Annotated in this window: 10 protein-coding genes; 6 read left to right on the top strand and 4 right to left on the bottom strand. The window is 47.6% G+C overall.

All coding sequences use genetic code 11. The features are described 5' to 3' along the window. Positions 1–111: 111 nt before the first annotated feature. On the top strand, positions 112–2,625 hold the full coding sequence (gene recG / locus D0A37_RS25545) for an ATP-dependent DNA helicase RecG (protein WP_242718711.1): 2,514 nt from the start codon (positions 112–114) through the stop codon (positions 2,623–2,625). Positions 2,626–3,169: 544 nt separating this feature from the next. Next, a complete protein-coding gene (gene fusA / locus D0A37_RS25540; RefSeq protein ID WP_242718710.1) occupies positions 3,170–5,254 on the top strand; it encodes an elongation factor G in 2,085 nt (694 codons plus the stop codon). 121 nt (positions 5,255–5,375) lie between these two features. On the opposite strand, the gene D0A37_RS25535 is transcribed toward fusA, so the two are convergent. After that, complete coding sequence (locus D0A37_RS25535; protein ID WP_242718708.1) at positions 5,376–6,503, bottom strand: HNH endonuclease; 1,128 nt, start codon at positions 6,501–6,503, stop codon at positions 5,376–5,378. Positions 6,504–6,719: 216 nt separating this feature from the next. Between D0A37_RS25535 and D0A37_RS25530 the strand changes: the two genes are divergently transcribed. Then, positions 6,720–7,154, top strand: a complete 435-nt coding sequence (locus tag D0A37_RS25530) for a hypothetical protein (protein ID WP_242718706.1) — start codon at positions 6,720–6,722, stop codon at positions 7,152–7,154. A 123-nt stretch (positions 7,155–7,277) separates the two neighbouring features. Here D0A37_RS25530 and D0A37_RS25525 read toward each other — a convergent pair whose 3' ends face one another. Further along, positions 7,278–8,660 carry a UDP-N-acetylmuramoyl-tripeptide--D-alanyl-D-alanine ligase gene (locus D0A37_RS25525; RefSeq protein ID WP_242718704.1) on the bottom strand — a complete coding sequence of 461 codons (1,383 nt, stop codon included), beginning with the start codon at positions 8,658–8,660 and terminating at the stop codon, positions 7,278–7,280. Positions 8,661–9,069: 409 nt separating this feature from the next. On the opposite strand from D0A37_RS25525, the gene D0A37_RS25520 reads away from it, so the two are divergent. Together D0A37_RS25520 and rbp are read left to right on the top strand one after the other, a co-directional pair. Continuing rightward, a complete protein-coding gene (locus D0A37_RS25520) occupies positions 9,070–10,347 on the top strand; it encodes a Sll1247 family protein (RefSeq protein WP_242718702.1) in 1,278 nt (425 codons plus the stop codon). Between the two features lie 287 nt (positions 10,348–10,634). Further along, positions 10,635–10,976 (top strand): RNA-binding regulator, encoded by a 342-nt coding sequence (rbp, locus tag D0A37_RS25515; RefSeq protein ID WP_242718700.1) that lies wholly within the window; start codon positions 10,635–10,637, stop codon positions 10,974–10,976. A gap of 239 nt (positions 10,977–11,215) precedes the next feature. On the opposite strand, the gene clpS is transcribed toward rbp, so the two are convergent. Continuing rightward, positions 11,216–11,497 (bottom strand): ATP-dependent Clp protease adapter ClpS, encoded by a 282-nt coding sequence (clpS, locus tag D0A37_RS25510; RefSeq protein WP_015178019.1) that lies wholly within the window; start codon positions 11,495–11,497, stop codon positions 11,216–11,218. Positions 11,498–11,784: 287 nt separating this feature from the next. On the opposite strand from clpS, the gene D0A37_RS25505 reads away from it, so the two are divergent. Continuing rightward, positions 11,785–12,381, top strand: coding sequence for a DUF3172 domain-containing protein (locus tag D0A37_RS25505; RefSeq protein WP_242718698.1), 597 nt, complete (start codon positions 11,785–11,787; stop codon positions 12,379–12,381). Positions 12,382–12,595: 214 nt separating this feature from the next. Here D0A37_RS25505 and D0A37_RS25500 read toward each other — a convergent pair whose 3' ends face one another. After that, positions 12,596–13,924: an AMIN domain-containing protein gene (locus D0A37_RS25500; RefSeq protein ID WP_242718696.1), complete on the bottom strand. Its 1,329-nt coding sequence runs from the start codon at positions 13,922–13,924 to the stop codon at positions 12,596–12,598. Between the last annotated feature and the right edge of the window lie 5 nt (positions 13,925–13,929).

Genomic DNA, 13,929 nt, shown 5'->3' with positions numbered 1-13,929 from the left:
TTGTCAGTTGTCAGTTGTCTGGAATTCTTGAGCTATGATTAATAACTAATGACTAATGACTAATGACTAATGACTAATGACTAATGACTGATGACTAATTACTAATGACTGATGACTAATTACCAACCCGAATGGCAGCGATTGCAAAAAGCTCTTTCAGTAGAAGCCGATCGCGGATTTAACGACATCCAAGGCAGTCAATACCGCTTCAGCGAGTTTCTGGGCCTGAGTTTGAGACAACTTGCAGGTTCTGTGGCCGCTTCTTCGCGCGATCGAGCCAGACAACTAGCCGCTGAATTTGACATCTACCCTCAGAAAGATCTCGAAGAGCGCCAACATTCGATCGCCATTACGGTCAGTTTTTTGAGGCAAATGGAGCAAGTTTGGGAACAAGAAACTCGCCACCAGCAAGAACAAGCAAGACAAGTCAGACCCGCAAACGCTAACGCTTCGGAACCAACCGCCCCAGCACTTTCCGTTCCCCGAACAGCACCCCTGAGTACAGCACCCCCACCGCCCAGCCTGACTCTCGACCAACAGTTAAACCGTGTCACCGGCATCGGCCCCGCCAACGGCAACCGCTTGGCAAAACTGGGTTTATACACTGTATATGACTTGCTTTACTACTATCCCCGCAACCACATCGACTATGCAAAGCAAGTACAAATCCGCGAGCTAGTAGCCGGGGAAACTGTCACTTTAATCGCAGAAGTAAAGCGCTGCAATTGCTTTTCTAGTCCGAAGAATAAGAAGCTAACCATATTAGAAGTAATTTTAAAAGACCGCACCGGAGAAATAAAAATTAGTCGTTTTTTTGCAGGGCCTCGCTACAGCAATCGCGGCTGGCAAGAATTCAAAAAGCGCGAGTATTGTACTGGTGTGGTGCTGGCTGCTTCGGGGTTGGTTAAGCAGGGTAAATATGGAATTACTTTAGAAAATCCTGAGTTAGAAGTATTAGACGACTCCGGCGGTGCGATCGAATCAATGAAAGTCGGGCGCCTGATACCAGTTTATCCGCTGACGGAGGGGGTGGATGCTGGTTCGGTGAGGCGATCGATTTTGGCTGCAATGCCGGCGGCAAAAATGTTACCAGAATCCCTACCAGAGGATTTGCGCGAGCGTTACGGTTTAATGGGTTTAGCCGATGCCGTAACTAATATTCACTTTCCGCTCGATCGAGATTGTTTGGCCGCCGCCCGCCGCCGCTTAGTTTTTGACGAATTTTTCTACCTGCAATTAGGACTTTTAAAGCGCCGCCAAACCCAAAGGAAAGCTCAAGCTAGTGCAGTCATCCTTCCTACTGGCAAATTGATCGAACATTTTTATGAAATCTTGCCTTTTGCGTTGACTAATGCTCAGGAAAGAGTAATTAACGACATCCTCAACGATTTAGCTTCGTCGCAACCGATGAACAGATTAGTTCAAGGCGATGTCGGTGCTGGCAAAACTGTAGTAGCCGTCGTCGCCATGCTAGCAGCAATTCAATCCGGCTATCAAGCCGCTTTAATGGCCCCGACAGAAGTTTTAGCAGAACAGCACTATCGCAAATTGGTAGGTTGGTTTAACTTGATGCACTTGTCTGTCGAACTGTTAACTGGTTCCACAAAAATAGCCAAGCGCCGCGAAATTCACAACCAATTAGAAACCGGAGAATTACCAGTTTTAGTGGGAACTCACGCGCTGATTCAAGATACAGTGAATTTCAATAAGTTGGGTTTGGCGGTAATTGATGAACAGCACAGATTCGGTGTGCAGCAGCGCGCTAAATTGCAGCAAAAAGGCGAAGCTCCCCACGTTTTGACGATGACGGCAACTCCCATTCCCCGGACGCTGGCGCTGACGCTGCACGGGGATTTAGATGTGAGTCAAATTGATGAACTTCCCCCCGGCAGGCAGGCAATTCAAACAACTGTACTGTCTGCCAAAGAACGCATTCAAGCTTACGATTTGATTCGGCGGGAAGTGGCGAGCGGGCGTCAAGTTTATGTGGTGCTGCCGCTGGTGGAGGAGTCGGAAAAGTTGGACGTGCGATCGGCAATTGAGGAAAAAGAGAAACTTGAAAAAAGTGTATTTCCTGAGTTTAAGGTAGGTTTGCTGCACGGTAGAATGAGCAGTGCCGACAAAGATGAAGCAATTTCTAAGTTTCGGGACAAAGAAACTGATATTTTAGTATCTACTACTGTGGTTGAGGTGGGAGTAGACGTGCCGAATGCCACAGTAATGCTGATTGAAAATTCTGAGCGTTTTGGACTTTCCCAACTACACCAATTGCGGGGCCGAGTAGGTCGGGGCAGCAACCGTTCTTATTGTTTGTTAATGCCCGGTTCCAAAACTGCGGAAGCCATGCAGAGAATGAAGGTTTTAGAACAATCTCAAGATGGCTTTTTTATTGCGGAAATGGACATGAGATTGCGCGGGCCTGGTCAGGTTTTGGGAACTCGGCAGTCGGGTTTGCCAGATTTTGCTTTGGCGAGTTTGGTGGAGGATCAGGAGGTTTTGGAGTTGGCGAGGGCGGCGGCTCAAATGGTAATTGAGAATGATGAAAGTTTGAATCAGTGGCCGGTGGTGCGGGATGAATTGGAGCGGAGATATCAGCGGATGATGAGTGGGTCGATTTTGACTTAAATATTTCTGGACGCAGCAACGGGGTTTTTAATAATATTTTGTAGTGGTCGGTTAAGCGAATATCTATCAAAGCCGGCTGTTTATTGCTGCCAAACCAGCCCTCTCCCCGTAGGGCGGTTTATTTGCCTTTGCCTATTTAATGTCAGAAACCGGGTTTCTTGCCACAAAGTCACGTAAAATCATAGTTTTTTTGTCAAGAAACCCAGTTTATACAGTTTTGCTGAGAATGGTGCAAAATATCAGGTTGAGCGAAGCGTCAAAAACACGAATTTGTTGGGTACGAGTGCCTCAACCCAACCTACTTTCGGAGACGATTTTTCCCTGGGTCTAGGGTATTTTTATGAGTTGTCAGGCTTGGGGCACTTATTAAACCCAGAATCCTTCGCAGGAATGACGAGAAAGTGTCAAAATTAAGATAGTCCTGCCAGAAACAGGGAAAAGGAAATCCGGCCTGTACTGGCCTTACCAGGCAACATTGATTCCTCGCTTGTCACGCTTGCAGGTGGTCGCCGACGGTTCGTCGCATTTAATCTCAACAGTAATTATGAAAGATCTCACTCGTTATCGAAATATCGGCATCTTCGCCCACGTAGATGCTGGCAAGACCACCACAACTGAAAGAATCCTGAAACTCACAGGTAAAATCCACAAAATAGGTGAAGTTCACGAAGGCGCGGCGACTACTGACTTCATGGAACAGGAGCAAGAGCGCGGTATCACGATTCAATCCGCTGCTACCACCTGCTTCTGGAACGAGCATCAGCTCAACATCATCGATACTCCCGGACACGTCGATTTTACGATCGAGGTTTACCGTTCTTTGAAGGTTCTCGATGGTGGCATTGGTGTGTTCTGCGGTTCGGGTGGAGTTGAACCGCAATCGGAAACCAACTGGCGCTACGCTAACGATTCCAAAGTCGCTCGCGTTATCTACATCAACAAGCTCGATCGCACCGGTGCAGATTTTTACCGCGTTGTCAAGCAAGTCGATAAAATCCTTGGCGCTAAACCGATGGTGATGGTATTGCCGATCGGCATAGAAGAAAAGTTTTGCGGCGTAGTCGATTTGCTGACCCGCAAAGCCTGGATCTGGGATGATTCCGGCGATCCCATGAACTATCAAATTAAAGATGTCCCCGCCGATATGGTCGATGATGTCGAAAGTTGGCGCGAAAAGTTGATCGAACTGGCCGTCGAGCAAGACGACGCTGTGATGGAACAGTATCTCGAAGGCAACGAGCCGAGCCTCGAAGACCTCAAGCGCTGCATTCGCAAAGGTACTCGCGATCGGGCATTTTTCCCCACCTACTGCGGCTCATCGTTTAAAAACAAAGGCGTGCAGTTGGTTCTCGATGCCGTGGTTGACTACCTGCCAAACCCGATGGAAGTCACACCGCAGCCAGAAGTCGATCTCGAAGGCGAGGAAACCGGCGAGTTTGCGATAGTCGATCCCAACAGGCCATTGCGCGCACTCGCGTTTAAGATCATGGACGATCGCTACGGTGCTCTAACATTCACGCGCCTGTACTCCGGTACTCTGTCCAAGGGCGACACCATACTCAACACCGCCACGGGCAAAACCGAGCGCGTCAGCCGTTTGGTGGAGATGCACGCCAACTCTCGCGAAGAAATTGAATCGGCCCAAGCAGGAGACATTGTGGCGATCGTCGGCATGAAAAACGTCCGCACCGGACACACCATCTGCGACCCCAAAAATCCCGCAACCCTAGAGCCGATGGTATTCCCAGATCCCGTTATTTCGATTTCGGTCAAACCGAAACAAAAAGGCGGCGAAGAAAAAATGGGAGCAGCCCTCACCAAGATGGTGCAAGAAGATCCATCCTTCCACATGGTGACGGATCAAGAAAGTGGCGAAACGATTCTCAAGGGGATGGGCGAGTTACACCTCGACATCAAAGTAGACATTCTCAAGCGCACCCACGGCATCGAAGTAGAAGTCGGCGAACCGCAGGTAGCCTACCGCGAGTCGATTACCAAGCGCCTCGAAGACGATTACACCCACAAAAAGCAATCAGGTGGTTCCGGTCAATTCGCCAAAATCGGCTATGTGATCGAGCCTGGTGAGCCTGGAAGTGGCTTCATATTTGAGTCAAAAGTGACTGGTGGTAGTGTACCGAGAGAATATTGGCCAGCGGTCGAAAAAGGCTTTGAAAGCTGCATCGACAAAGGCGTCTTGGCCGGATTCCCTTGCCTAGACTTGAAATTCACGCTTCTAGAAGGCGGTTTCCACCCCGTTGACTCGTCAGCAATGGCATTTGAAATTGCTGCCAAAGCGGCCTATCGTCAGTCTCTGCCGAAAGCAGGGCCTCAGTTGCTCGAACCGATTATGAATGTCGATGTATTCACTCCAGATGATTACATGGGCGACGTGATCGGCGACCTCAACCGCCGCCGGGGGATGATGAAATCTCAGGAGACAGGACAAACAGGAGCGCGGATCAAGGCAGATGTACCGTTGAGCGAAATGTTTGGTTACATTAGCGATTTGCGTACTATGACCTCTGGCCGCGGTCAGTTTTCCATGTCCTTCTCGCACTATGCTCCTTGTCCGAATAACATCGCTGAAGAAGTGATTAAGGCGGCAAAAGAGCGTCAAGCTGCGAAGTAATGAATTTGACTCCTGGTAGGTGCTATCTGGAGTCAAACAGAAAAATTAGATCCCCGCTTTTTGAATAAATCGGGGATCTAATTTTTGTAAACTATCGGTTAGAATAAGTCAACAAAACATATTAGATAGTAGAACCACGAGCAGACTTCAATAGCATCTTGATTTCTTCAAGACTAAATGGTGGTGAACGACGATGAATCATAGCGTGACAATTTGGACAAACAGGACGCAAATCTTTTATAGGATCAATTTCATATTCTTCTGCAATCTCTGAAAGGGGTCGTAGATGATGAACATGAATGAAACCTTTTCCCAGTTGCCCAAAAGTTCTGCCAAAATCGAAACCACAAATAGAGCAACTTGAACCGTGAGAATCAATACATTTTTGCCGAGCTTTAGGCTCTCGTTCATAGGCATTGACTGAAACTTGCCGTACTGCCCCCTCACGAAATGTTTGTACTGCATCTACTTCATCAGGAAAGAATCTAGTAGTAGTTACAGATTCCTGAACCTGAAGCGGATTTTGATTTTGCCAATCCAACAAACATTTTAGGTATTCCTCAAAACGGTCTTCCTCACCAAGAAACACATTTGCTGCAGCACGAAAGATAGCAAAGATTTCGACAAAGTTATTAATCACTGGCTGAGCTGCATCTAGGTCTTTAATAGGAATAACTAGGGATGGACTCTGAATATAAGTACCATTCCTACCTCCTTCATGAATTAATTGCAGTTTGTTAATGAACTCATCATACTTTAACTTACCATATTTTTCCGGTGCAATATTATCAGAGGAAATATTATATCTACCATGCTTCAAAATCCTAGTAACATCTTCTAAATGGTTTTTCAGAACGTGAACAATCGGATTGCTTTCTAGCCCTCTTAATCCAAAAAAATTCACAAATAAACTATAATAAGTACACTCGAATCTCTGTTGGAAATACCAACCTTTTCCTTTTATAGCCAAGCCAGCGGTTGCTATTTTGAAGGACCGGGTTTTCTTGGCTACAAGGCTGTGCCATGGTGTAGTCAATATCTGACAATCTGAGAGTACATCTGTGCCATAAACTTGGTGAATTTGGTCACAAGCTTGTTTAATGATTATTTTAAGCTTAGGGGCAAGTAATTCTTTTAGCTTATCAGCACGCTCTCGATCGTCCTCGACTGAGAAGAGATCTTGTTCAGCAGACCCTATCAGTGGCAAGTCAACGATTTGTGACAATCCGGTCTCCTCAACTGAATTCATATCTGCTCTCCGACATGACAAGTCCAACGAAAACTCATCGATATTTTAGCTTTTTTTCGACATATCCTGAAATAGGTCATGCTTCCCCGGTTCCTAAAACTTGTGCTGTGGTGAGTTTCAGCCTTGTAGGGTGCGTCAGTTAGAATACTTACTGGACAAGGGAAACGCTTATGGACTGACGCACCCTACTATCGTCTTTTAAATGCCGAACAGCTTATGACTCAAATAAATCCCGATCGCACTACTGGAACAATTGCGATCGACGTTTTTCCTCAATCAAACGGGCAGTATCTTTGTCAGATTTCATCGTCTCTGAGTGATCGCGCCGACGAGCACATGAATTTTTACGGCCAAACGAAAGAACACGCGATCGCGATCGCCCTAGAAAATTTAGCCTCTCGCTACCGCCAGCAAGCCGAACAATCTCAAAATATAGATTGGGACGCGGTGGAAATTTCAGATTCTGGAGAGCCTATTGAAAAGCGTTATCACGTAATTTTGCACTACGAACGAATTGCTAAGGAAGAATCTAAGTTTGAGGCAATGCACAATACAATGATGGGAAATACAGTAGTTGAAAATGCCAAAATTTCAATAATTGAGATCGATCCCGATATCGAAATCGAGGCCAGAGGGCTATCAAAATATTGAGCCATCGGGACTTAGGTGCAGATGGGCATCTTACCCTACGCATCAGCGATCGAAACGTGAGTTTGAGGCGACGATTGAGTAGAAGCGCTCGCATAATTTCAAATCCCCAAAATTTATTTTCTATTACTCCCCCGCCAAATCTGCCCTAAACTTCTCCACAACTCGATTCAACTCAACTGAATGAGAAGCTTTAAATAAAATCCGATCGCCCTTTTCGACAAATCCCAACAACCGCTTTGCTAAATCTTCCCGCCCATCCTTGGCTGTAATATCTCCTATCTCCACAAAAGGCAAACCCGCCGCACCCGCAGCCATCGCCGCTGCTTCCTCAAAATCAGCAAAAACAAACAAAGCGTCAAGCTGCAAATCTCGCGCCGCCCTCCCCACTTGTCGGTGAAATTCGATCGCCCTATCGCCCAATTCCTTCATCGTTCCCAACACCGCAATCCGGCGCTTTCCCGGAGTATCTGCTAACAGTCTCAGGGCCGCCAACATCGACTCCAAACCAGCATTGTAAGTCTCATCCAGAATCACAATGTCCTGCGGCAAATCGTAGCGGCGCGCCCGTCCATCCGGTAACTGCACAGACAAACCTTGCTTTAAAACTTCCCAATCAATACCTAAAACTTTTCCTACCGCCAAAGCCGCCAAATAATTTACAGCATTGTGCCGTCCAGGCAGCGGCAGGGGGAATTCCACACCTTCTACTAACATTGTATCATGATTGAGGAATTCCCCACATAAATCCCCGCCTTCTAAACCGTAAGTAAAAGTTTTTCCCTGCCAAACTTTAGCCGCAGTTGCGATTAATCTGTCACCCTCGTGATTTAGAATAGCAATGCTATCTGTAGGCATTTCGGCTAAAAGTTCGCACTTAGCTTGGGCGATCGCGTCTTCCGAACCCAATCGCCCGATATGTGCCGTTCCTACATTAGTAATTACCGCCACAGTAGGACTCGCAATTTGCGACAGCAGCGCAATTTCGCCACTTCCGCGCATTCCCATTTCAATTACAGCATAATTGTGTGAAGGTGAAAGCTCCAACAGAGTTTTTGGTACGCCAATTTCATTGTTGTAGTTATATTGAGTTTTAAGAACATTTCCCTTCGTTGACAAAACCGTCGCAATTAACTCTTTAACAGTAGTTTTACCTACAGAACCAGTAACAGCAACTATAGGTATACTAAATTGGTCACGCCACCAACGGGCGATCGACTGATAAGCTTTTAAAGTATCGTCAACGCGCAATAGCGGAAAATTAGGCAATTCCTCTTGCCAATCTCGATCGACAATCGCCGCAATCGCCCCCAAATCCCTGGCTTTTGCCAAAAATTGATGCCCATCAAAATTGTCTCCCCCCAGCGCCAAAAATACTTCGCCCCCCTCAAGAGTGCGCGTATCTGTGGCAATACCTGTCCCTAAAGCTGTCAAAACGCCCTTAGACACAGCAGGCAAAGGTACACTTAAAATTTCAGATAGTTGGGCGATACTTACGCGACAAACCATAACCAGCACTCACATTTCAAATAATTATTTTCACAGCTAATTCTACCTCGCCCAACCTCAAATTTAACTAACAGCGGGCTGCGGATCAGGATTGACCTTGATCATCCTAATACTAAATCGTCCGCCCACCAAGAAATTATCCCCTACCCACCCACAATCTTTACCAATACTTTACAAAGTTGAGGGTGATTTAAGGCCTTGCTAATTACCAACAATTCATGTCATGCTGGTGTTGGTAATTAGTTTAACTAAGCAAAAAATATCGATCGGCTTTAGCTGCTGACAGCTTCTACCCATAAGCCTCATCCGGCGAGCAGCTCGGTTGACTCAATTATTGGGATTGATTGGCCAATTCATCAAGCTAATAGCGCTGAAAGCTCTTGCCCCAGCCTCGGAGGGTTAATCCACAGTGAACGACTACAACAGACAAAGCCACGAAGAAGAACAGCTACTTTACAAGCACTGGCTGGAGTTGGTACAACGAGAGCAGCCGGCCGAACTCATCAGCCGCTTCCGCACTTTGTTTATCCATGGTACCGGATATCCCGATCGCTCCGTCGCCGACGCACTCGAAAAAATAGCAGGTTCCGAACACGCCGAACAAGAATTCAAATACATCCTCAACCGCTGCTGCCACATCCTGATCAACCGCTGGCAAACATACCCCAGCAAGCAAGCAGCCATCCCTGAATTGATCGCTGTGTTTGAAGAAGCGCCCAAAATATTATTTGGATACAATCGATCGCGGGGGCGAGGCTCCATCCCTAAATTAGTAAATCAATTTACCGAAAGCGAACAGTACCTCACCCTCCAACGCTTAGCCAAAGTCATAACTCACAGCAATGAAGATAGCAACAGCAAAAGCCCTGCTAGCCTTGCCCTCGGAACCTTAATTCCCCGTTACCCTTACCTCTACAGACACTGCCTCCTCAGCGACGACAGCACCTACGAACAGCAAAAAATCATTAAAAAAATCCAAGCTCAAAAGCAGCAGCAATTTGAGATTAATCTCTCACAGTACGTCGCTCACCAAGTGAGAAAAGCCCAAATAGCGCGTCGGGAAACCTCCATTTCCTTCGGCCGAAATATACAAGTTATAAAAAATCCGACCCTGTTGACCGACCCGGAACTATTCTTTGCCCTCAAGCAATTTGTCGGAAAAGTAGAAGGAGCCGATACCTACAGACAGCTAGCGGGCCGTTTCACGGCGAACGCCAGCACAAATCAGTCCTACCGCTCCTTTAAAGACGACTTGTACGAATACCTGATTTCTTCTGTCACCGATGACCGCTACGGTAAACGTCTCTTTAACGAAAAATTGTATAAGCAACTACAAAATACCCTGGCCCACAGCGATGATCAGAACTTTAATGAATTTTTAATGATCAGAACTTGCAGCCAGTTATTGAACTTTTTAGTAGTAGAGAGTCCTGTGCGACCCAACCACTTTGTCTTCATCGACCTGATCTCAAACCTCGGGGCGACCCAAACCACAGGTTTGCTGCTGAAAATCGTACTAATTTGCGGCAAAGTCAAGCCCTACCTAGAAAAGCGACTGGCAATTTTGTTCGGTCACTACGAATGCAGTACCCGAGAAGGCGTGGTGTGGTTAGTCAAAGCCCTGGAAAACGTAAACCTAGCTTTGAGTACCAACTTTGGCAAGGTGGATGTATCTTTTCTGCGGTGAGAGCGCGCGCCATAAGTTTCTCTGCTTCCACTGCAGCCAAAACATTACACCGATAAACCAGGTTTATGAATACCCTAAAAGTTTTACGTTTAATTAGAACGACTTAATTAACTGCTGAAACCTATTCAAAAGACGCTATTCTATGTTAAAGTACCAAGTGTGAATCAGATTCAGTTGCAGGCTTTGTTCATTGCTACAGAATTGTCTAAAAACTTGCCCTTCTGTATCGGCAGGGGACTCTCCGAAACTGAAATCTTCGCACTGTCTAAATTTTGGAGTTATTCCTCATGTCGATATACGTCGGTAACTTATCCTACCAAGTTACCCAAGAAGACATCACCACCGTCTTCGCCGAATACGGAACCGTTAAGCGAGTACATCTACCTACCGACAGAGAAACCAGTCGCCCCCGCGGCTTTGGTTTTGTAGAAATGTCCACAGATGCAGAAGAAGATGCAGCCATTAGTGCTCTCGACGGAGCAGAGTGGATGGGTCGCGACCTCAAAGTTAACAAAGCTAAGCCGCGCGAAGATGAAGGCGGCCGGGGTGGCGGCAACCGGGGCGGCGGCGGCCCTGGAAAATTTGCTCGCGGAGGAGGAGGCGGAGGAGGCGGAGGAGGACGTTATTAATTTCCTCCTTAGTTTCCTCGGATAAAGATTTGAGATTGGAGAGTTGAAATTGGCGATCGAGCTTACCTAGCTCGGAACCACTTCCGGCCGTTCCGCAAAACCTATGCTCTTCAAATTTCCATATCTACCGGATTAAATATACCAAAAAGCCAAGGGCCTAACCCTTGGCTTTTTGGTATGAGGGTTGACGGTATGAGTTTGAAAGCGTCTGGGCGAATCCGCTGCAGTACCGTCAGGTTCTAATCGTCAGGTTCAATGCTGCTGCTCAATCCGTGATTATTGAGCGTTTCAGCGTAAAACTCAGCGTGTTCGAGAGCGCAAACAATCACCAATCCCATCCCGTTAGTATGGGCTTCCATCATCACATTTACCGCCTGTGGCTGAGTCAGACTTGGTACCGTCGCCATCAAAGTCTGCACCACGTACTCCATAGGATTGAAATCATCATTGTGCAGCAGAACGCGGTAGCGCGGTGCAAGCTTGCGGACTGTGGATGGCTTTTGAATAATTTCGACAGACACTAATCTATACCTCCTGACTTGTAAAATGTTAAAATTTGTTAACAATCTTGAGCCGGATTCCTCCGCTGTGCAAGAGTATGTCACTTTCAGCTATTTTATTGAAATCTGAAACTTCAGACAAGGCAGCTCCTTGGTCGATCGCGAGCTTTGAACCAAAAACCAAACCCACAGGGGGTGTCTGGGGCCTGTAGCAACCACCTTCCTAGCGCCATAATATTAGAAGGGCGAGATCGGTTAAAAATAACAAACTACTACCTGTTGAGTCTCCAGAACTGAGGGAACTTTATATGAAACGCAAACCTAAATCCTACAACGACGACAGATTCAGCGACGACCCATCCCGGGGAGATGAAGACTCCGGCTCATTTGGCGGACAGTCGCGGCGTCAACCTCAGTCCGGTAAACCCTCTTTCCTCAATTCCGCCACCCTAGGGATTTTAACAGCCGTCTTTATTCTGGGAATTGGGATTGGCATTGCCTTTAGCTCCACAGCTACAATTAGCCCAGAGAACGTAGCCTCCCGTGAATTTATCGATCGCAGCGCCCCGAACCCAGAACTTTGCGTGCAGTTTGGAGCAAGCGCGATGGTGACAGATATGCGCCTCTACGTCACCCTCAACCCTTTCAACGTCTACATCTCGCAGCCGAGTATGCGCCCCGGATGCGTCCTGCGAACCAATAACTGGGCAATTCTGGAACAAAGAAAACTCATCAGCCAAGACCAAGTGCGCGATTGCAAAAATCGCATGAACACCTTTGGGTTCACCGGCCCCCTGGAAGCTCAACCCGAAATTAACTGTATCTACCAAAACGACGGCGCTAAAAACCTGTTCCTCAACCAACCGGGTTCGATAGCGCCAACCACGGAAGGTCAAAATTTCTAAATCGCCGATATAGCGGTTTTCAGTTGAGTCAATTTCAGATATGGGGTAGGGACTTAGGCTTGGCTTAAGTCCCTACTTTACTTCATAGAATGGAAAACTGCTCCAAGTAAATATAGAACGAAGAGGTTCGAGGGAAGAAGAGAGTCTTCCTTCTTCCTTCTTCCTTCTTCCTTCTTCCTTCTTCCTTCTTCCCTCTTCCTTCTTCCTTCTTCCTTCAAAAACCCAACTGCGGGAAATCTTCCGTTAACTCAACTTGCAAAATTTGGCCGGGTTGAATCGTAGCAGGTTGAGGAGCCGCCACGTAAGTTGTAGCAACACCACCGGCTGCTCCCGCCAACAAACCGATACCGGAAAAGCCGCTCAGCAAGAACACAGCTAAGCCACCAATACCAGTATTTCGCAACAAACTGCGCTCGGAAGGCTGAACCCGGCGGCCTTCCACGGGTTGCGAGCGAGCTACCAGAGGGATATTGCGACCGTTGAGACTAATAGCTTCCACTACAAATCGACTGCCGATGTTAGTCGTTTCAAATCGACCGATGACCGGCGTATTAGCAGGTACGATCGTATTACCGCCACTGTCGAGAATTCCCCCTTGCAGCAGCAGCACTTCCTCTCGGCTGGGCTTCGCTTGCAGCCGCAAAGCCTGAGCACCAGGGTATAGCAAACTGAGTTCCGTGCCCGCCGGCAACAAGACATTCGCCCCAGCCTGCGCCTGCAAAGGATCACTTGAGCGGCCGCGAGGAAGCGGTTCACCAAAGGTAAGCGTTCGCTGTTGGGGGGCAGCAGCAGCCGTTATTTGAGGCTCTAGGCGGGGTAGAGCAGCAGCTTGTAGTCCACGGCGTTCCTCAAGGCGAACATTGACTAAAGGCACTTTTATCGGCCGGATTTGGTCATTGGGAGTTGGCGACTGCGAAGAATTTGTAGCGGGATTCAGGGAAGTAGGAGGCTCAGGTTGATCGACCTCTGTGGCAGCAGTTGAGTTGGAATCTGTCTGCTGCTGGTTGGGCGGTACTTGTATTGCAGGCTGGGGTTGAGTTTCGGGAGTTTCCATACTCGCAGTCGGTTCGATCGAAGGGCGTAACACCCAGCGATTTTCTACCCCACTTCTTTGGAATTGAACTTTCCCTGCGCTAAAACCGACTCCCGGAGCCAAATTGACCAGAATTCTCGCCGTTCCCGGCCGCAGTTGACTCACTCCCACAGAACGCACTCTGCCTTGTGGGTATAGCTGAGTTGCATCTACTCCGATGTCAGTATTGGGCAAATCAACAGCAATCTGACTGGGATTTAGTAGAGAATACTTGGGGGTTGTTCCCTCTGGGAGAGTAATTTCTAGCTGATTCGTCGCCGGATCGAATTGCCAACTTGTGACTGTAGAAGCATTTGCTGGTTGCTGTGCTGCAGGCACTGCAGCAACTGCGGCGACGACTGCTAGACTCAGACTCAGTGACTCGATCGCCAACAATCCGGGTGCTAGAGAATTAACAGTCCATTTTGGTAAGTCTTCCCCAAATCTGGTGAGTAATTTTTTGTATGGCATGGCGG

The sequence above is a fragment of the Microcoleus vaginatus HSN003 genome (assembly GCF_022701255.1).
Taxonomy (GTDB): Bacteria; Cyanobacteriota; Cyanobacteriia; order Cyanobacteriales; family Microcoleaceae; genus Microcoleus; species Microcoleus vaginatus_B.
The sequence above is the reverse complement of the archived record's forward strand: the minus strand, read 5'-3'. Positions and strand labels throughout refer to the sequence as shown.